Source organism: Terrabacter aerolatus (assembly GCF_007991735.1).
Lineage (GTDB): Bacteria > Actinomycetota > Actinomycetes > Actinomycetales > Dermatophilaceae > Terrabacter > Terrabacter aerolatus.
Map to the genome: position 1 here is coordinate 66,565 of NZ_BJYX01000007.1, position 19,447 is coordinate 86,011.

Consider the following 19,447-nt stretch of genomic DNA (forward strand, 5'->3'; position numbering starts at 1 on the left):
CGGTGGCGCCCGGTGCGGTCCCGTTCTAGGGTCGAGTCAGGGCATCTCCGTCGGTGCAGGTCGGCCGCCGGAGGGCATCGCGCCGAGGTGAAGGAGTCGCCGTGAAGGTTTCCGACGTACTGCGCAACAAGGGCAGCGAGGTCGTCACCATCAAGCCCGACGAGACCGTCTCGAGCCTGCTCGACCTGCTGACGGAGCACCGCATCGGTGCGGTGGTCGTCAGCACCGACGGCTCGAGCGTCGACGGGATCGTGAGCGAGCGCGACGTCGTCAGCCATCTCCACGGCACCGGCCCCAGCGTGCTCGACGTGCCGGTCTCGCAGATCATGACGAGCGAGGTCACGACCGGCACGGTCGACGACAACATCGCCGACCTCGCCGGCACGATGACCGAGCTGCGGGTGCGGCACGTGCCCATCGTCGACGCGGACGGCCGGCTGGCGGCCATCGTCAGCATCGGTGACATCGTCAAGCACCGGCTGTCCGAGCTGCAGTCGGAGCGCGACCAGCTGCGTGACTACATCAGCAGCTGACCCGATCCGTCGCCGTCGGATGAGCCGGACATCTCGGGATGTTCCGTGACATCGCAGGACACTCCGCGGCTCGCGACGGCGACGTTGGGGTGGGGGCCCACCCGTCGCTTACCGTAGGGGCATGACTGCGTACGACCGGACCGAGCGGGTGCCTGCCCCGCGGCCCGGCGCGCGCACGGGCGGCGTCCCCGTGGCCGGACGGCCCGGTCCCGGCCCGCTCGGTCGGCAGCGCATCGGCCCCTACCGCCTCATCGAGGAGATCGGCGAGGGTGGCATGGGCGTCGTGCACCTCGCCCTGGACCAGCGCGGCCGTGCCGTCGCGATCAAGGTCCTGCGCTCGCACGTCGCCCACGATGCCGACGCCCGGCAACGCCTCTCCCGTGAGGTCGACACCCTCTCGCGCATCCGCGACGCCCGGGTGGCGAGCGTCATCGACGCCGACGTCATGGCGCCCCGCCCCTACATCGTGACCCGGTACGTCCCCGGTCCGGCGCTCGACGAGGTCGTCGAGGACCACGGGCCGCTGGCTCCGACCGACCTGCTGCGCCTGGCCCGTGGCATCGCCGAGGCGATCCGGTCGATCCACGCGTGCGGCGTCGTCCACCGCGACATCAAGCCGGGCAACGTCCTGCTCGAGGACGGCGACCCCGTGCTCATCGACTTCGGCATCGCGCACCTGCAGGACGACGTGCGCCACACCGTCGGCGGCCTCGTCATGGGCACGCCCGGCTACCTCTCGCCCGAGCTCGTCGAGGGTGCCGCGATCACCGACGCCACCGACTGGTGGGGCTGGGCAGCCACGATCACGTATGCCGCGTCGGGACGCCCGCCGTTCGGCCGCGCCCGCATGGACGCCGTCCTCACCCGGGTCCGCGCGGGTGACGTCGACCTCGACGGGGTCGACCCGCGTCTGGTCCCGCTGCTGCGGGCCTCGCTCTCACCCGACCCGAGGCAGCGACCGCACGCCGACGAGGTCATCGCCGCCCTCGAGCTCTACGCCGCCGGTCACGCCGCGACGGTGCCGACGCCGAGCGGGGGCCCGTGGGACGACGGTCGGGCCGCTGCGGTCCCGGGCGACACCCAGGTCGTCCAGGGCGGTGGCACGGCGGTGCTCCCGCCCGTCGCCGCCACGGCGGTGCACCCCGTGACCGACACGGCCGCGCGGTGGGCCCCGCCCCCGACCGGCCCGCGTGCACCCGACCCCGACCCCACGGCATACGACCACTGGGACGACGAGCCCGCCCCCGACGGCGACTGGTCCGACGGGGAGTGGGACGACGACGAGCCAGCGCCGCAGCGGGAGGGCGACCCGCGCATCGGGCGCCCCATGCGCACCGGTCTGCTCGCGACCGCCGCGATCGCCTGGGTCGGCTCGCTCATGGCATGGCCCGGTATCGCGCTCGTGGTGCTCGCCGTCCTGTCGGTGCTGGCGCGGGCCACCGACCGCTCCGTCACGGCCCTCGTCCTGCGGCGCTACGACTTCGGGCGCCGGCGCAGCGACGTGCCGTTCGCGGTCGTCTCGAGCCCCTGGCACCTCGTCGTCGGCATCATCGCGACGGTGGTCGGCATGCTGCTGCCGGCGGCCGTGGCGCTGGCCGGGATCTTCGCGAGCGCGCTCCTGCTCGCCGGCACGCAGGGGACCGGCATCGGGCCCGGCACGCCCGTCACGCTCGCGGTGGGTGGAGCGCTCGGGCTGCTCATGCTCTGGTGGGGACCCGGCGGCGCGTCGCTCCGGCGCGGGTCACGCTCGATCGCGCGCCGCCTCGTGCCGGCCGGCGTCGCGACCCAGGTGGTGGCGGGGCTCCTCGTCGTGCTCGGGGCCGTGGCGGCGCTGCTCGCGCTGCAGAACGGGGCGAGCGTCACGTGGAACCCCTTCTCCGGCAACCCTTTCTGAGCGCCACTGGCGCTGGTCGCCTCGGCCGACCCCCGTGTCGCCGGCCAGGGGCGAGGTCAGCCCTCCTCCTGCAGACCGGCTGTGCGGCGTGTCGGGGGCTTCTGTGCGGGTCCTGTGGTGATACCGCATCAGTCCTTCCGCGGGCTGGAAAAAAGATCACGGAAGTGTCTCGACTTGCCTTGTGCAGCGTTGAAACCTCACGTACCGTCAGTGCTCGGCGGCACCCGACCCTCGGGTCGGAACGGGAGTGGCAGCATCGGCTCCCGGTTCGCTTCGTCGCGTCCGGCTCCACACGAACGCTCCCCACAACTTCACATGGACACCCACATAATCCGTTCCCTGAGCGCGCCGAGCCTCGCCAGCCAGGGATGTAGCCCACACCCGTGGGCCGGGCGAGGACGGGGGACCCAGTGTGGCCAGTGAGTGCACGTGCGCAGCACGTGTCAATGAGGACGAGATCTGGCCTGGGGGTGAAGTCGCACATGCGACGGGGCACCTGACGCCCCAACCCGACAGCTAACCCCGCAGGCGCGCGTCAGGAAGGAACACCCATGCACTACATGTCCAAGCATGCTGCGACCAAGAAGATCTCGGTCAAGCAGCGCCTTGCGGGAGTCGGAATCGCCGGAGCGGCCACCATCGTCGGTGGCATCACGACCGCCGGGTCGGCCAAGGCCGCCTCGGTCTGGGACTCGGTCGCCGCGTGCGAGTCGGGCGGCAACTGGCAGATCAACACCGGCAACGGCTACTACGGCGGTCTGCAGTTCTCGTCGAGCACGTGGCGTGCCTTCGGTGGCGGCGCCTACGCCTCGCGTGCCGACCTCGCCACCAAGGGCGAGCAGATCGCCATCGCCCAGCGCGTGCTCGCCTCGCAGGGGCCGGGCGCGTGGCCCGTCTGCTCGAAGCGTGCCGGCCTGACCCGCTCCAACGGCGGCGCCTCGACGGCGGCCGTGTCGCGCTCGACGACGCGTACCCCCATCACGACCAAGGCGACGACGGCCACGAAGCCCGCGCCCAAGAAGACGGTCTCGAAGAAGAAGACCTACGCGGCCAAGCCGGCGACCACCCACGCCAACACGGCCAAGGGTGCCGCGATCACCGTGCGCAGCGGTGACACCCTCGGCAAGCTCGCCCAGCGCTACCACGTCTCGGGCGGCTGGAAGGCGCTGTGGAAGGCCAACGGCGCCAGCGTCACCAACCCGAACCTCATCTTCGTGGGTCAGACGCTGCGTCTCCCGTGAGTTCCTGATACAACTGAGCCGGACGGCCTCGCGCGACCAACCCCTGGGTTGCGCGGGGCCGTCCTTTCTCGTTGTCGGGTCAGGTGTTTGGGCGTATGCCGCGGGGCTCGGTTACGCTTTCGCCCGTCCGCTGCTCACGAGCTGCGGGCGTGCTGGCGTGGCGCAATTGGTAGCGCACCTGTCTTGTAAACAGGCGGTTAGGGGTTCGAGTCCCCTCGCCAGCTCTCTGACCGGCACAAACGTGCTTGACGCTCGGCTCACCACCCGGTCACCCACTTCTTTGCCCACCTTTTTCGCGTGCCGGGAGGGCCCTGAGGGGGCCGGCGGACTCGAGCGCAGCGAGCACTCGCGGGTCAGCGAGACCGCGACCGAGATAGACGTCGAGCGACATCGACACTCGCGTGTGCCCGAGCTGGTCGGCGATCATCCGGCCGGTGGCGCCCATCTCATCGAGGACAGTGGCGGTGGTCTTGCGCCAGGCGTGCGCGGTGACCCAGTCCAGGCCGACAGTCTCACGCGCCTCCTTGAGGAAACGGCTGACGTTGCGGGGATCTCGGAAGCCGCCGTCGATGGTGCCGAAGACGGGGCGCTCGGGGTCGTAGAGCGTCTGAGCCCGTCGATGGAGCATCGTGACGCACCAGACCGGAAGTCGCAGGCGCCTTTGACCCGCCTCCGACTTCGTCTCCTTGCGGAGCAGGCCTCGACCGGTGACGCGGATGAGGGTGGACGAGACCCTGATCGTGGCCGTATCGAGGTCGACCTCGGCCCATGTGACCGCCAACGCTTCCCCGATGCGGAGGCCCGTTGCGAGGAGGAACGCCGACAAGTCGAGTAGGTCGCGTTCCATGGCCTTCTGGTTGCCAGCCACCCCAACGAACCACTGCGTGCGCTCCTCGACCGTCAGCGCGCGAGGTTGACGCTGCGGCCTGACACGAAGGCGTTCGACCTCTCGCGCCGGGTTGGTCGCCACTGCACCGTGGCGCACAGCACGGCCCATGATCCCCGAGACGATCGAACGGCACGTCCGCGCGGTCGAGGGACCGACTCGGGTGTGGATGTCGACGATGACCCGGTTGACCGTGGGTGTGGTGACCTGGCTCAGCCGCAGTGCACCCAATGCGGGCAGAACGTGCCCATCGAGCACCCGGCGATACGTCTCCAGGGTGCCGGGGGAGCGCTGACCGGCCTCGACGAGCTGCGCCATCTCGTCAAACCATTGCTTGGCCGCCAGCTCGAAGGGGTCCGAACGGGCGAGGCCGCTGCCTCCGCCGAGGCGGGCGAGCGCCTCGAGGGCGTCGGTCAGGGCCTCGACCGCGGCACGGCGAGTGCGACCGTGGCGCTCGATGACGCGCTTCCTCCCGTCCTCCCCGCGGAACCGGGCCCGGGCCCTATGGCGGACCGGATCGGCGGAGACCCGTGAGGTGGTGATCTCACCCCACTCGCCCGGCCTCAGCCGTTCGCGAGGCATCTCAGGCAGCCGTCTGGTCGTCCAGCCAGGCCTCGACATCCTCGGGCCGGTAGCGCAGGTGCCGTCCGACCTTGACTGCCTTTGGGCCGCGATGGCGGAGTCGCCAGTCGTAAAGCGTCTGGACCGGGACCCCTAGGTACTCAGCAACTTCCGCCACCTTGAGTAGCGGAACAAATATCGTCTTCACTTCAATCTGCCTCTCTCAGTTGGATTTCTTCCGTGCGCTGGGCTGCCTTTCCTGTGCGTACTCACGGGCGCGGGCTGCAGCGGCCTTGGCGAGTTCGGCGTCGCCGTCGGTGTCCCATCCGGATCCGGCGTAGGTCCACTGGCCGACCACGAGGATGGTTTCGGTGTCGTCGTCGGCGAGGAGGTCGTCGAGGTCGCGGACGTCGAGGGCGCGCCCCTCGCGGCTGGCGGTGGCGAGGCGGCGCTGGAACCGGGCGCGGGCGCGGCGCAGCCGTCCGAGGGTGACGCTGTAGCGGCGGGACTTGGAGGAGAAGTGGCCGCGGAAGCCGAGCATGTGCGCCCACTTGCCGAGCAGCGCGTAGGGATGCTCAGCCATCGGTGCGTCGGTGGCGGCCGCTTCGAAGCGCTGCCGGTCGACGGTCTGGGCGATAGTCGAACGCAGCCGGTGCAGGTGCGGGCTGGTCGCGTCGGTCGAGTCGGTGGCGGACTTGGTCGCGTACTTCGCGAGGTAGCCGGCGACCTGCTCGGCCTCGAGCTGCTTCTCCGGATCGTCGGTCCGGTGGGCGTCGCGGACGGGTCGGGCGTCGACCTGGCTGCCGAACCGGAGCCGTCGGACGAGGTCACCGCCGAGCAGCGGCGGGGCGTCGAACCACACCGACGCGGCTGCGGTCTCGATCGCGGTCGATAGGAGGGCGGCGGTGATGCCGGGCGGGGCTGGCGCGTGCGAGTCGTCGTTGGTTGTCTTGCCGTCGACGCGGACGAGGGCGTGGAAGTGGATGAGGCCGCGGAGCTGGTACTCGGCGACCTTGGCGAACTGGACGGTCGCGATCTTCGCGAGCCGGTGCGCGCTGATCCCGAGTATCCGGGCGAGGGTGCGGCGCAGGGCGATGGTGAACCGTCGCCACAGCTCGGGTGCCCACCACTGCCACACGAGGTGCGAGGGGTAGTCGTAGCAGTCGCCGCCAGCGGCTGCCCGAGTATCGGCTCGCCCTCGGCATGGCTGGCGTGGCAGACGGTCGACCGGCCGTGTGGGCACCGGTCTGCTTGGTCCTTGGCCCGGTAGGGGCGGCAGCGGCGCCCGTTGCGGGTGCCGTGGACTGGGCCGAACGACGGCGCGGTGACGGTCGCGAAGACGAGCGGGTTCTCCGACACCGTGTCGGGGACGCCTTTGCCGCCGACGACCCCGGCCCGGATGAGGTGGAAGGTGTCGGCGGCGTAGACGCGGGAACAGGCGGGGCAGTCGGCGGCGCGACGGTTCCCGCAGCGGACGTGCAGGACCCCGAGCGGAGTGTCGGTCGACGAGAACGAGGACACGACCTCACCGGTGCGGGTGTCGACGGTCTGCGACGAGCCGTGCAGGCGAATCGGTCTGGCGCAGTGTCCGACCCGGGAGGCGGCCTCGGACCAGGCGTCGAAGTCCCGCGACAGCAACCGGGCCAGCACCTGCGCCTCGGTGGCCGGGTCGAGGTGGTCCAGGTCGAGCGGGTGTCCGTCCCCGACCCGATCGCCGCCAGTCTGCTCGTTTGAGCGCAAAGGGACGGCGTCCCAGACGCGGTCTCGTGTTTCCCGGGTCATGTCGGTCACCCCCTTTCCTAGCGGTCCGGTTGGGTGTGGCGTGCAGGTACTGCGGCTCCCGCTGCACGGCACACCCGGTCCGAAAGGGCGGCCCAGAAACGATCGAGAAGAAGATGCCGGCGCTGCGGGGAGCCGCGCACACGCCAGGTCACGTCAGGTGATGACGAAGAAGATGGCGGACGAGAATTTTCGTGTCGTGTGTGGCGGCTATTCGTGTGGATGGCCTCTGGCCGGGGTGGGGAGCCGACCCCCAGGGCATCAAGCCCGCGAATTTGTCAGTTCAGGTCTTTTGTGTGGGTGTATCCGCACTTCCAGAGTCCACGGCCGGGGTGCCGGAAGACGAAGAAACACGCCGAGTCTCCGTGGGCGAAGTCTCACCGGACGCCGAAGGTCGAGTCCGCCCGCCGCAAGGTAGGAGGTGGGTGTAAGGGTCAGCATGGGATGGTGACCCTCCGTGGCCGCCAGACAGGACGGCTGGAGTCGCGGCTTGGCGCCCCACCGGCCGAGTGGTGTCTGGTTTCCGATTGAGGCATGTCGTTTCGCCTCGTCCGGATGGCACACGTGTCCCATTCCGACAGTCGCGGCAAACTTCGCATTTCGATGACGACCTGGTGGCTCCGAGATATCGTGCTCTTGCCTGGTGAGGTGGCTCTCCGGGCGTGATTGGGGGAAATGATGATCACCGGGTCGATGCCTGCTGCCGAGGAGGCAGTCAGGGTGGTCACCGACAAGAGGGGTGCTGGCTGCACGGAGAGCTGCAGGCGTGTCCTGTCGCATGAGAGCAGGGCTTCGCGCTCCAGCCGGTTCCCAGGTCGCGATCGCCCCCGGGATGTGTGGTGCTGGATCCGCGAGCATTCGCTGCATTCGGCTACCCCGGTGCTGCAACGTGACCGTGGAGCGGCTGCGGTGGAGTTCGCGTTGCTCGCGCCCGTGCTGTTCCTGCTGCTGTTCGGGATCATCGTGTTCGGGCTCCTGTTCGCGCAGAATCTCGCCCTGAGCAACGCCGCGCGCCAGGCCTCACGCTATGCCGTGGTCAACAACAGCAACCGCACCTGCTCCGACGTCGTCAGCCAGGCCCTCGACTCCGCCCAGCCGCTCGTCACCCTGACCGCGGGCGCAGTCACCGTCACGCGGGGTGCCACCTCCTCCGCCGCCACCAACGCATGTGGCACGTCAACCGCCAAGCCCTGCACCGGCTCACAGCCCACCGACAACATCTACGTCACGTTGACGTACGACGCCAACGTCCTATTGCCGGTGCCAGGCATGGGGAACACCAAGCGTCTGATTGGTCAGGGGGTGTTCCGTTGCGAGTTCTCCTGAACCGACGCGACGAGCGCGGTGCCGTCACTTTGATCGTCACCTTCTTCATCGTGGCGATGTGCATCTGCGCTGCGATGGTGACCGACTTCGGCATGGCCTACCTCAACAAGCAGCAGGCGCAGGGCGCCGCCGACGCTGCCGTCATGGCCGCAGGCAAGGTCTTCGTCGGGCAGTCCGGCACGTGCGCCAGCCTCATGTCTGACGCCGGCCTCATGGACAGCGCGAACTCCGCTGCAGACCAGCTCCGCCTGGCCAATCTGCCCGGCTCACCCGACGTCAATCTGGTCCCTTCCTGCGCGACCGGCGTGCTCACGCTCGACTACCACGTCACCACCACCTCGCCGCTCGGACTTGGCCAGATGGTCACCGGCACCGACCACCTCAACGTGGACCGAGAAGCAGAGGCGAGCCTTCAGATAGTCACCACCACAGTCGGAGCGTGTTCCTTGTGCTTCCTCGGCACTGGGCAGATGAGCACCGGCAATGCGGACTACCAGGTCAACGGCGGCAGCATCCACCTCAACGGGAGCCTCTCCGCCGGTCCTAACGGGATGTGGACTGCAAACAGCATCGGCTTAGCCGGCACGGCCAGCGGCGGTCAGTTCTCCCCTGCATGGAAGACGGAGCCGCAGATCCCGGACCCGCTCGGGTCCCTCCAGATGCCCCTCCTCACGACCGGGCTGAGCCCTAAGTCCAACCCGTGCACGGACGGACCCGGCATCTACGGCGCCTTCCCGATACCGAAGGGCGTCTGCACGCTACAACCGGGCGCCTATGCCATCACCGGCTCCTGGAGCATGAAGAACAACTCCACCCTGACCAGCAGCGGCGGCGTGACGCTGTACTTCCAAAGCCCCTCGGGGATGCTTGACGTCAAGAACGGCACGATCGACAACCTCACCGCTCCCACTGGGTCTCCGAGCGGGGCTCCCCCAGGCTGGCCCTCTGGGTTGGCGATCATCTACGACCGTAACAACACCAACCCCATCACGGCGCAGGGCAACGGCGGTACCGCCGTCGCGGGTGGCATCTACGCCAAGTCCGCCACGATCGACTTCAACGGCGGCTCCACGTTCCTCATCAACGGCGGACCGGTCGTCGTCAACGGGGCCACGGGCAATGGCAACCCTGGCGCCGTCATCGTCGACCATGCCAACGACATTGGCGGCACACAGCAGTCGAACGCCTCCACTACGACGATGACCAAGTAGATCCAAATGCGATTCCATCATGGCGCTGTGTCCCAAAGATCTGTCCCGTTCTGGTTCTGATGGAGGCTCTGGGTTTCCAGGGAGAGCCCGGAGCCGACGACCGGTCGCCTTGATCGACACATGCTCGCTCCCGCGCCAACCGGTAAAGCTCTGCCGAGTCCTGCACGCTGGTCACCCCCCCCGCGCGCTCACGGAGATTGTCGCTTCAGCCGTCGATCAGGGGGCGGGTCGCACCCGTCGCTGCCGATATCAAGGCTAAACGTCCATCGGCTTTACCCGGCAGGGTCCGTGCGCGGGGTTCGAAGACGATCATTGGCCCTGAGCGTGTCGGCGACCCACCGGCACCTGCCAGCGAAAAGACATATCAGGGAATCCGAAACCCTGCCTCCTGAATTGCGCTTTTCTTGCGTCTCGCTTGCAGGTTGCGCCGCGGAGTCTTGCGGTGCGTGGGAGAGAGTCGTTACATGTTCTCGCAGACTTCGCACGCAAGCATCGCCGACCTCGTTGCGGCGTGGCCACTCGTGCTGCTGGCAATGGCCTTCGCCTCCATTGTCGCGAGGGCTTTCGTCCGGGCGAATCGACCGGTTGCTCGCGAGAGCAGCACCGGTTGGGGCGAGGCCGGCCCGAAACGCATCTGCCGCACGGCTGGGCACCATTACCTCAAGCGCGAGACCGGCTGGCGCTGCTCGCAGTGCGGGGACGAGATCCGCAGGTACGTTGGCGGCACCCGCGGGACCCCGCCGGCGCACCGCAACGGCGAGCTGGCGGGCGTCTGAGGCTCCAGCCCGACAAGCGCATGGCTCCTCTTGGAGACTGTCCGAGTTCGGGCGCAACTGGCCCGAAGCGCTGACGTGGTCACCGGGAGTGGTCGCACGGTGATCGAGACATCGGTGGAGGTGAGCCACTGCGCAGGGAGGGCACGGAAGCGTTCACACCTGAGCTAGGTGGAGCCCGCGGCGGTGCGCGAGCTGGCCGACGCAGTTCGCGCCAGGCAGATGATCTGGCCGGTCGGGACGGGCTGTTCAAGGCCATCCCAAGCAGGACACCAAGCCTGTCCTCGAACGGAGATGATCGAGCATGCCGGCTATGGCAAGCACCCCCGTCGTAGGCCGGAACGGGCGAACCCGCGCAACGGTACGCGAGTCAAGACGGCGCTGACCGGCAACGCTGGCCCGGTCGCCACCGAGAGCCCGCAGGACCTTTACGGCAGCTCCTGTTCGGGCGTCAAGAAGCGGCAACGGTCCCTGAGCGATGTGGACGTGGCGATGCTGTTGCTCTGCGCGAGGGGTTGGCGACCGGAGTGGTCGGCGCGGACGTTGCTGAGATCCGCGACAGCGAGGGTTGGGGCACGGCCGACCTGGCCATCCCGAGGCCGTCGGGTGCCGCGTGGGGGCGGACCCGAAGGCCTTCTAAAAGCTCGATGGGTCACCGTGGGGACGCTGGCCCTGAACGGCCTTGGCCATCAACTTTGCCGACCTGATGCCGGCCGCGGAGGATTGCTCCAAAAGAAGCCGACACCTAGATCGTTCTTCGGAGGGGCCGGGGAGACAGTTCTTGCTCTCAGCGCTTCGGACGGTCCGGGCCTGCCGGTGTCCCACGATGACAATGCGGTTGGTGTCCCACGTCGGAGGGCGCAACGTAGTGACGTCATTCTTGCGGACTTCTTGCTCCATATGGTGGTTTTTGTTGTGATTTGAGAGGCAGGCTTTGTTTCGAGCGGCCCTCTCGGCCGGTAACGCACCCGGTTACCCGGGTTTGACCAAAGGGTTTCGGCACGATGCAAGGAACGACGATGACGATTGGCTCGAGGGTTCTCTTGGCTTTGGGCGTGGTGGGAGCGTTGAGCACGACCCTGGCTGCTGCGGGTCCGGCGAAGGCCGCGGAGCGCCCGCTGCCGTCAGCGGCCATGAGCTACGCCCAGGACGCCAATGGCCAAGGGGACGACGAGGGCGCCAACGGACTCCAACTCCTTACCTCCTCGCTGCCGTCACTTGTTCCCGGCCAGAACGCCTGGGGGAGCCTGCTGTGGACCACGGGTACGAAGGTCTGCAACGTCGCAGTCACGGCAACCTCGACAGGCGCGACCATCGACTATCCCACCAACACCAAGAGCTCTAGCTCGTTCTACAAGGGCACAGGGCTCGAGCCGTCGGCGATCGACTTCACCGCGCTCTCATTGTCCGTCCCGACGACGACCACGAAGGCGGTCACCGTCACGGTCACGGCTCGCTACACGATGGCCGCGACGTCCGGTGACGACCACGGTGAGAACGGCAAGGCGAACATCGCGACGCCGCCCACCTGTACGAGCACGGTCCGGACGAGCACGTACAAGGTGACCCTGCCGGTGTCCACGCCGAGCGGTCCGGCCGTCACCGCGAGGACCACTTCTGCCGTGATCGCCGCCGGGAGCGTGGCCTGGGTGCCCCTGTCGTTCACGGCGAATCGGGCGGGTGTCGACAACTTCCGTCTTCAGGCGAAGACCCTCCCCGTGGGCCTGAGCGTGGTCTACCCGAGTGACGGCGTCACGTCGGGCCTGTCCAACGACACGTCGCTGCCGGCCGGTGGGACTGACTTCGCCGCTATCCGGTTCGATGCGACCAAGCTCGCCCGGGGCACCTACTCCATCCCGACGATCGCCTCTTGGGCTGGCGGCTCGCTCGACAGCACGCTGACCCTGAGCGTCAACTGAGCGAGCCCATGGCGATCAAGCACCTCGTCGTCACCGCCTCCGCAGCCGCCGTGATCCTCGTAAGCGGCTGCGGGGCCACCCGCCAGGGTCCGGCGGAGCGGGAGACGGTCGCCCCCGACGCGTCACAGACATTCTTGGCCATCACCGCCGCCCACTTCTGCAGCGTCCAGGGCTCGTCCTACCAGAACCCCAAGGCCATGGCCGATGCGTACGCGGCGACGCCGAGCTACCCCGGCCTCACGGCAACTCAGGTGACGGGTCTCACCGACCGGTTGGCCCGGGACGCCGCTTTTCACCGTCGCCTGACCACGCTCATCAAGCGGACGTGTCCGTAGCGACCTGAGGGCGGCGCGGACGTGGTGAGACATCCCCGCAATGAAGGAGCCGGTAGGGGAACGGTGTAAGCGGCGTCAGGGGGTTACGGGTTCGAGCCCCCGCTCTTCTGACCAAACAAACATGTGTCGATAGGCCCCGCACCCGGTCATCCACCGTTCGCCCATCCTTTCACCTTCGGGCAGAATCGTCGGGGCATCGGCTGGTTCAATGGCGACGAGAGCTTGCGGCAGCGAGACCTACGACCGAGGTGGACGTCCCGCGACATCGACACCCGCGTGTGCCCGAGCCGGTCGGCGTTCATGCGGCGGTCGCGCCTCTCCAGACCGGCGGCGGTGGTCTTGCGGCCGGCGTGCGCGGTCAAGAGTCCCAGCGGACCGCATCGCGCGCCTGCTCGAGGACGCGGCTGACGTTGCGGGGATCCCGGAAGTCGCCGTCGATGGTGCCGAAGACGGGTCGTTCGGGGTCTTAGAGCGTCTGCGCCGCGCCAGTGGAGCTATCCCGGATGGCAGCGGGTCGGCCATCGGGTGGAGCCAGCGTCTATCGCCTCAGACGGAATCGGACGAAGTGTTGGAATCGATGAGATCCGACAACTGAGGTGCGTGTCTTGACTCACCTGATGCTTGACGGATCTGTGTCACCTGATGCTTGACACTCCGGCTAGGAAACCGAGGTAGCGGTCCGTGGCCGCTGGCCCTTGATGCTACGCACGGGCTTGGTGCTGGTCCGACGGAAGACACGGGTCTCACCGTCGGCCTCGACGGTCACGGTGCTCTCGGCGACGTGGACGGTCACGGTCTGGTGCGCGTAGGCCCGGCCGATGGCGAGCTTCTGCCCGGCGACCACGATCACTCCCTCGGTGGAGGCTCGCCGTTGCACGGTGACCGGCTCGGTCGAGGGCCGGAGCGGCGGCCCGGCCGGGCGGACCCCACGCAGGCCTCGCAACTGCTCGAGCGGGAGCGGGTTCGCCCTGGTGCGCAGCAGCTCGCGGGTGTCCAGGTCGAACGCCATCAGGGTCTGGCCCTCGATCCGGATCCCGACCTGCCGGCCGCCGAGGATCTCGGCGATCAGGACCTTCCGCCCGCCCAGGTTGATGCTGCCGAAGCGGGACACGGCACGCTCGAGCTCGACCACCCCATCGGGTTCGAGCGTGGACGGCAGCGGTGGTGGACCGGCAGGGACCGCGCCGTGGGCCACGAGGATGGCCAGGTCGTTGATGGACAGGTGGGAGCGGACCGTCTTCACCCGGGTGCCGCCGATGCTCAGGTGGACCATGTCGCAGTCGATCCAGAACCTCACGCATTGACCGACCCGGGCCGGGCCGAGCCAGAACTGCTGCCCGCGGATCGCCAGGTTCCCCGACGGCCCCACGACCCGCTCCAGCTCGACCGCATCACCGGGCTGCCTGCCCAGGGTGGGTGCCACCGGGGGTGCTACCGGGGGTGCTACCGGGGGTTCCACTGCGGACTCGTCTGTGGCGCAGTGGTCCTCATGCGGTCGCGCCGGTTCGGTGACCGCGTCCAGGGCCGGTGGCAGCCACAACGGCAGCACCTCGCGTGCCTCGGTCGGCACCGCGGCGAACCGTTCCGCCGGGGTCACGGGCAGCGTGTCGTTCAGGGCTTGGTGCGGCCGGTCGGTGTTGTAGCCGTGCACCCACGCGTCGACGGCGGCCTGGGCCTGCTCGACCGAGGTGAACGGGCCGGCCTCGTCGAGGAAGTCCGGGCGGAACGTGCCATGGAACCGCTCCACCTTCCCGTTCTGGTTCGGGGAGGCCGGGGCCGTGAGCCGGTGCCGGATCCCGTTGCGGCGACAGATCTTGTCGAACAACACCTCCCCGTTGCGTGGCCCGTGGGTGCCGAACCGGTCGGTGAACTGCTTGCCGTTGTCCGTGATGACCTCCTCGGGGACGCCATATCAGCCCAGCGCCTGCGCGAACGCCAGGCACACCGCCCGCCCGGTGGCCCGGTCGACCACGGCGGCCATCACGCAGTACCGCGAGTGGTCGTCGACGCCGGTGACGATCTTCGCCTCCCGCACCACCCCGGTGACCTCGTCGACCAGCGCGATCCCGCCGACGATGTCGATCCCCCACAGCTGCATCGGACCCGGCCGCTCGAACCGCACGTACGAGTCCCGAGGACGCTTCCGCGGCCGCGGCGTCACCAGGTCCTTGCGCCGCAGGATCCGGTTGATCGTCGCCGTCGACGGCACCACCACACCCTCGCTCGACCCCTCACTCGACCACGGGCCCGGTGCCCGCAGCAGCTCCATCCGGATCCGCTTGGCACCCCACCGCGGATGCTCGCGGCGCATCTCTGCCACCCGTACCTCGACCGACCCGGGCGTCTGGTGCTTGCACCCCGGTGGCCGGTGCGACCGGTCCGCCAGCCCCGATACTCCCTCGAGCAGGTACCGCGCCACCCACGTGTGCACGCTCTGACGCGATACCCCGGCCTGCGCAGCCACCTCGGTGACCCTCGCGCCACCCAGCACCGCCCGCACCGCGTCCAGCCGCAGCTCGACCACCGACATCACTACCAGTGCCAATCCCGGCCTCCCTGCCTCGTCGTTGCCCACGGAGCACCGACGAACAGCGTGGCCGACAACGGCCGGCGTCAAGCATCAGCTGATACACGACTGTCAAGCATCACCCGAGACAGGACAAACAACTGAGGTGCGATCCGGTGAGGAGTTTCTGTACTGGCTCAAGCTGCGCCTTCGGCGCAGAAAGGCGCGGGGACCCGCGGCAGGGACCCCGCGCTGCGGGCGGCGCTGGCGCGCCGTCCTCGCGCACCCCACCGCACGCTTCCTACGAAGACATGGCGGAGCCCGGCCGGGCGGCATCCCTCTCGATGGCCGGCTCGACGATCCGCGGCCAGGACTCAGGTGCCTGGACGAGGGAAGCCCCGACCGTCGCCGCTCGGGCGCAGACCCACGGGGGACCACTGCCCACCTCGAGCGCCAGGTGACCGAGACAGCCCGCGGGGTCGAATTGCTGAAGCGCCTTCTGCGCGGCACCTTGGTGACTCGCCAAGTGCGCGTCACTGCGCAGACCCGCGTGGTTGACGGAGCCATTCGCGCCACCCACCTCTTTGCCCACCTCTTTCGAGTCGAAGTGACCAGCAGACCCGGCAGGCGATGGAAGAGATCGAGGCCTCGAACACGCTCAGCGCCAAGGACTTTCGCGAAGACAACGAGGGCCACCAGAGCCGGACCCAAAAGGCGGTTAGGGGTTCGAGTCCCCTCGCCAACTCTCTGACCTTCGGGATGCGTGGGGCGAGTCCCGCCCCCGATCGAGTCCACCGCTCCGCCCCACCCTTCTCGGCCGTGGCGAGGTCACGGAGCACTGAGGCGGGTCGGGGCGCACTGCATCGGTGTCGCTCGTCAGGCCAAGGCGGCTCGCAGGGCGGCGAGGAGGTCGTTCGCGGCCTTCTCGGACGGCGCCTCGACCTCGAACACCCACGATCCGGTGGTGGATGCCACCGCCGCCACGACCGCCTGGTACGGCGGTTCGCCCTCGGCGGTGAGCCAGAGCAGGGGCTCGCCCGGCGTGCTGTGGCTCGTCACGGTGAAGTCGCCGGGGTGGCCGGCTACCAGGTGGGGCCAGAACTGCGCCATGGTGATGCCCTGGCCGGCCGCCTCCATGAGAGGTTGCGTTTCGAGCCCGGTCCCGTCTGCGTAGTCCACCGCGGTCGCGGTGCGCTTGGTCACGCGGCGCCCGTCCAGCGTCGGGGGTAGCCTCCCGAGCACCGTCGCGACGGCCGTGGCGGTGGCGGGTAGCTTCGCCGGGTCGATCCCCGCCAAGACCGGGCCCAGCCGGTTCGACGTCGATCCGCCGACCCGCGGTGCGATCGACGTGGTCGGTGTGCTCGAAGCGCGCGGGGGGCCGGTGCTGCCTCCTGTGCCCAGGGTGTCGCTGCCGCCGGTGGCCACCCCGGCAGCCGTTGTCCCGCAGGCCGCCAGTGCCCCCGCTGCCAGAACCACCGCCAGCAGCGCTGCTGCTCGTGCGCCCATCAGACCCCCTAGGTGTGAACGTCAGTGTCGTCCATGCTCTCGTCCGGCCGCTCGGCAATGCCGTGTTCACGCTCCTGCTGCGTGGGGAAGTCCGCACACTCAACGCGAGGAGCGTCGGTACCGGCACACTGGGCGGTCCGGGCGGGGCCGACCGGCAACCTGCCACCACCCTCGAGCGCGCCGGCACCGTCGGACGCACCGCAGGACTCGACACCAGGAGACCGTCCGTATGACCTACGCCGCCCCCTACGTCCTAACGACCTGCGTGCTCGCGCTCGTCATGACCGCCGCGACGTGGCGTCCCACCGCTGGGCAGGGTGCACTGCTGATCACCGGTCCCCTCGTGACCGTGGCCGCACTCGTGGGCCCCGCCTGGGGTGTGCTCGGACTGCTGGGCATCGTGGTCGTGCCCTTCGGGTATCTGCTGGTGCCCGCGGTCCTGCCGTGGTCCAGGCCGTGGGCCAGCTGGGCGGTGCCGGCGACCGTGGTGGTCGACTGCGCGATCCTCGCGGCAGCACCCCGCATCGAGGGGAGGCTGTTCACGCTGCCCTTGATCTTTGCGCTCGTCGCGATGGTCCGCGCGATCGTCCAGCTGCACTGGACCGGCGTACCCGCCACGACGGAACCGGTCGGCCGCGGTATCCGCCCGGGTGCCGCGCGCGCCGTCGTCGTGGTCGTCACCCTCCAGGGGGCGGCCGCGCTGTTGATGGGGACCTTGGGCGCCGCGGTGCTGCTCGGCCCGCGCGCGAACACCGGTAGCACCAACGGCATGGCGATGCTGGGGTCGGACCTGGCACTGCTTGTCGCGGGCGTCGCCGGCGCAGTCGCAGCCATGTTCTTCGGGCTGGCGATCGGTCTTCGCCGCCGGTACGGCGACTTCCGGTTCGTCTTCACGATCGTGCAGGTCATCGCCCTCGTGCTGTGCGTGTGGGCGGGGCACGGGTTCTGGGTCTGGGGCGCCGCAGCATGGGTGGCTGCCACCGTCGCCCTCGCCTACGCCGGCGCCGGCGGACGGCCGGCATCGACCACCACCGCGCGCTGACCTCGACGGGTGCACCACGCTCGGCGGCGGGCGGGGCCCGGTCTCACGTCCCGGAGACGAGCGCCACGCGAACCTCGTGACATCCGGCACGTCGCTTCTGCGCGGACCGGCTCTACGTGTCGGCCAGACGCGAGATCTTGACGAGAAGCCCGATCTCAACGGTGATGAAGGCCACGGCTACAGCCCAGAAGGTTGGCCAGGCCTGGCGTGAGAGCACTGCAATGGAGCTCGCGAACACGGCTACCAGCGCCGCCATCACCGCCGCGAGACGTGCGCGCCTCTTCCGGTTGTCGTGCGCTGGAGTCAAAGGTTGGGGCACCGCTGTAGCCCTTCGGTCCGGAACGTCGGATACGCCATCATCCACGACACTGGCGATGAGGCACTGGAGAACGCCACGTGCACCGGGTCCGGACCGACGGGCGGTCAGGGGTGCGAGGCCGCTCCCCGGCTCTCCGCTCCGACGGGCCCGTCGTGTCGCGCGCCGCCGCGTCGATCCCGAGCGGCTGCGGCCACCGTCCGCCGCTCGTAGGGGGCGAGGTCGAACGTGGCGAACCGCTCGCGGAACTCCGTGGCCCGTCCGGGCCACAGCAGGCTCTGGCGGCCGTTGCGCGGGTCGGTGTACCAGTTCGAGCAGCCGGAGGTCCAGGGCTTGCCGACGCTCCGCACGGCCATCTCCTGCGCGTAGCGGTCCTCGGCGGCGGCCGACACCTCGAGGGCGACGCCGGGTGGGGTCTGGCGCAGGGCGCCGAGGACGTAGTCGATCTGCGCCTCGATCATCAGCACGGCGGAGTTGTGGCTGAGGCTCGCGTTGGGACCGTCGAGGATGTACATGTTCGGGAAGTCGTGGACGGCGGTCGAGGCATAGGCCTGCATCCCGGCAACCCAGTGCTCGTCGAGCGTGCTGCCGGTCCTGCCCCGGACGAGACCGGCATACGGCTGGCGGGTGGTGTGGAAGCCGGTGGCCAGGATGACCACGTCGACCTCGTGGCGGTCGCGGTCGGTCAGGACGGCGTCCGGTTCGAAACTGGACAGCGGTCCTTGCACCGTGACGTGGGGCAGCGCGGCGGCAGGGTAGTAGTCGTCGGAGAAGAGCACCCGCTTGCAGCCGAACTCGTGGCGCGGGGTGAGCCGGGCCCTCAGGGCGGGATCGCCGACCTGGTCGGTCAGGTGCCGCAGGGCGCGTGCCCTCGCCTCCTGTCGGGCCCCGAGGTCGCCGACCCTGGCGTCGTAGAGCCGCTCCGCCTCGGCGAACAGGTCGGCCCGCAGGGCAGCGAGCACGTCGGGCTGCTCGGCGAAGCGGGCCTGCTCGACCGCGCCGTACGCGACGTCACCGCGCGGCAGGACGTAGGGCGCGCTGCGCTGCAGGACCACGACCGACCGCGCACGGGCAGCCACGTCCGGCAGCAGCTGGATGCCCGACGCGCCGGTGCCGACAACGGCGACGCGGGCACCGTCCAGGTCCACCGAGTGGTCCCACGCGGACGAGTGGAAGACCGGGCCTGCGAACCGGCCCGGCACCTCCGGGAGTCGGGGCGCGGTGAGCCGTCCAGCGGCCAGCACGAGCACGTCTGCACTCACAGGTCCCGCGGAGGTCGTGAGGTGCCAGCCCGTGCCGGACCAGACGGCCGACTCGACGTTCGTGCCGAGACGCAGGTGCTCGCGGACGGGCTCGGCAGCGCGCTCGAGGTAGTCACGGATCTCACCACCCCGCGCGAAGCGGCTGGAGAACGACGGGTTCGGCAAGAAGGAGAAGCAGTAGAGGTGGGCAGGGACGTCGCAGCGGACCCCGGGGTAGGTGTTGTCCCGCCACGTGCCGCCGACGGCCGGGGCCCGCTCGAGGACGACGAAGGAGTCCTCGCCCTCGGCCTGCAGGCGCAGCGCTGCTCCCAGACCGGCGAAGCCGGCTCCGACGATCGCGACGCGCACCCTCACCCG

General features: G+C 69.5%; 13 protein-coding genes, 1 tRNA gene, 2 pseudogenes and 1 riboswitch. Of the genes and pseudogenes, 10 read left to right on the plus strand and 6 right to left on the minus strand.

All coding sequences use genetic code 11. The features are described from left to right. Positions 1 to 101: 101 nt before the first annotated feature. From TAE01_RS08625 to TAE01_RS08640, 4 genes are all read left to right on the plus strand, one after another. Entirely contained in the window at positions 102 to 533 is a 432-nt protein-coding gene (locus TAE01_RS08625) for a CBS domain-containing protein (RefSeq protein WP_147065454.1), read from the plus strand. A gap of 121 nt (positions 534 to 654) precedes the next feature. After that, entirely contained in the window at positions 655 to 2,427 is a 1,773-nt protein-coding gene (locus TAE01_RS08630; protein WP_147065456.1) for a serine/threonine-protein kinase, read from the plus strand. A 362-nt stretch (positions 2,428 to 2,789) separates the two neighbouring features. Continuing rightward, positions 2,790 to 2,975, plus strand: a riboswitch (cyclic di-AMP (ydaO/yuaA leader). Positions 2,976 to 2,978: 3 nt separating this feature from the next. Beyond that, on the plus strand, positions 2,979 to 3,668 hold the full coding sequence (locus tag TAE01_RS08635; protein WP_147065458.1) for a LysM peptidoglycan-binding domain-containing protein: 690 nt from the start codon (positions 2,979 to 2,981) through the stop codon (positions 3,666 to 3,668). A gap of 151 nt (positions 3,669 to 3,819) precedes the next feature. Next, positions 3,820 to 3,892: transfer RNA gene (locus TAE01_RS08640), tRNA-Thr, on the plus strand. A gap of 44 nt (positions 3,893 to 3,936) precedes the next feature. Here TAE01_RS08640 and TAE01_RS08645 read toward each other — a convergent pair. The 3 genes and pseudogenes from TAE01_RS08645 to TAE01_RS08655 all read right to left on the minus strand — a co-directional run bounded on the left by TAE01_RS08645 (position 3,937) and on the right by TAE01_RS08655 (position 6,897). After that, positions 3,937 to 5,136, minus strand: a complete 1,200-nt coding sequence (locus TAE01_RS08645; protein ID WP_147065460.1) for a tyrosine-type recombinase/integrase — start codon at positions 5,134 to 5,136, stop codon at positions 3,937 to 3,939. Between the two features lies 1 nt (position 5,137). Further along, the gene (locus TAE01_RS08650) at positions 5,138 to 5,323 is read right to left on the minus strand and encodes a helix-turn-helix transcriptional regulator (protein WP_307723832.1); all 186 of its coding nucleotides are present in this window, start codon (positions 5,321 to 5,323) and stop codon (positions 5,138 to 5,140) included. A gap of 15 nt (positions 5,324 to 5,338) precedes the next feature. Next, positions 5,339 to 6,897, minus strand: a pseudogene (locus TAE01_RS08655) (replication initiator). Positions 6,898 to 7,773: 876 nt separating this feature from the next. Between TAE01_RS08655 and TAE01_RS20680 the strand changes: the two are divergent. The 5 genes from TAE01_RS20680 (at position 7,774) to TAE01_RS08680 (ending at position 12,458) form a co-directional block, all read left to right on the plus strand. After that, positions 7,774 to 8,220 (plus strand): TadE/TadG family type IV pilus assembly protein, encoded by a 447-nt coding sequence (locus TAE01_RS20680; protein ID WP_222594097.1) that lies wholly within the window; start codon positions 7,774 to 7,776, stop codon positions 8,218 to 8,220. Next, positions 8,205 to 9,431 carry a pilus assembly protein TadG-related protein gene (locus TAE01_RS08665; RefSeq protein WP_186815113.1) on the plus strand — a complete coding sequence of 409 codons (1,227 nt, stop codon included), beginning with the start codon at positions 8,205 to 8,207 and terminating at the stop codon, positions 9,429 to 9,431. The genes TAE01_RS20680 and TAE01_RS08665 overlap by 16 nt, the downstream gene beginning before the upstream one ends. Before the next feature lie 464 nt (positions 9,432 to 9,895). Next, positions 9,896 to 10,207, plus strand: a complete 312-nt coding sequence (locus TAE01_RS08670; protein ID WP_147065466.1) for a hypothetical protein — start codon at positions 9,896 to 9,898, stop codon at positions 10,205 to 10,207. Positions 10,208 to 11,223: 1,016 nt separating this feature from the next. After that, complete coding sequence (locus TAE01_RS08675; protein ID WP_147065468.1) at positions 11,224 to 12,123, plus strand: hypothetical protein; 900 nt, start codon at positions 11,224 to 11,226, stop codon at positions 12,121 to 12,123. An 8-nt stretch (positions 12,124 to 12,131) separates the two neighbouring features. Continuing rightward, complete coding sequence (locus TAE01_RS08680; RefSeq protein ID WP_147065469.1) at positions 12,132 to 12,458, plus strand: hypothetical protein; 327 nt, start codon at positions 12,132 to 12,134, stop codon at positions 12,456 to 12,458. 658 nt (positions 12,459 to 13,116) lie between these two features. Here TAE01_RS08680 and TAE01_RS21220 read toward each other — a convergent pair. Continuing rightward, positions 13,117 to 15,003 (minus strand): annotated as a pseudogene (locus tag TAE01_RS21220) (IS481 family transposase). A gap of 837 nt (positions 15,004 to 15,840) precedes the next feature. Beyond that, complete coding sequence (locus TAE01_RS08690; protein ID WP_147065470.1) at positions 15,841 to 16,470, minus strand: hypothetical protein; 630 nt, start codon at positions 16,468 to 16,470, stop codon at positions 15,841 to 15,843. Between the two features lie 265 nt (positions 16,471 to 16,735). Between TAE01_RS08690 and TAE01_RS08695 the strand changes: the two genes are divergently transcribed. Further along, positions 16,736 to 17,512, plus strand: a complete 777-nt coding sequence (locus tag TAE01_RS08695; RefSeq protein WP_147065471.1) for a hypothetical protein — start codon at positions 16,736 to 16,738, stop codon at positions 17,510 to 17,512. Positions 17,513 to 17,935: 423 nt separating this feature from the next. On the opposite strand, the gene TAE01_RS08700 is transcribed toward TAE01_RS08695, so the two are convergent. Further along, a complete protein-coding gene (locus TAE01_RS08700) occupies positions 17,936 to 19,444 on the minus strand; it encodes a flavin-containing monooxygenase (protein ID WP_246111230.1) in 1,509 nt (502 codons plus the stop codon). Positions 19,445 to 19,447 lie beyond the last annotated feature (3 nt).

Coding starts and splice junctions, on each gene's coding strand:
- TAE01_RS08630 (WP_147065456.1), top strand. CDS start 655: ATGACTGCGTACGACCGGACCGAGCGGGTGCCTGCCCCGCGGCCCGGC.
- TAE01_RS08635 (WP_147065458.1), top strand. CDS start 2,979: ATGCACTACATGTCCAAGCATGCTGCGACCAAGAAGATCTCGGTCAAG.
- TAE01_RS08645 (WP_147065460.1), bottom strand. CDS start 5,136: ATGCCTCGCGAACGGCTGAGGCCGGGCGAGTGGGGTGAGATCACCACC.
- TAE01_RS08670 (WP_147065466.1), top strand. CDS start 9,896: ATGTTCTCGCAGACTTCGCACGCAAGCATCGCCGACCTCGTTGCGGCG.
- TAE01_RS08675 (WP_147065468.1), top strand. CDS start 11,224: ATGACGATTGGCTCGAGGGTTCTCTTGGCTTTGGGCGTGGTGGGAGCG.
- TAE01_RS08680 (WP_147065469.1), top strand. CDS start 12,132: ATGGCGATCAAGCACCTCGTCGTCACCGCCTCCGCAGCCGCCGTGATC.
- TAE01_RS08690 (WP_147065470.1), bottom strand. CDS start 16,470: ATGGGCGCACGAGCAGCAGCGCTGCTGGCGGTGGTTCTGGCAGCGGGG.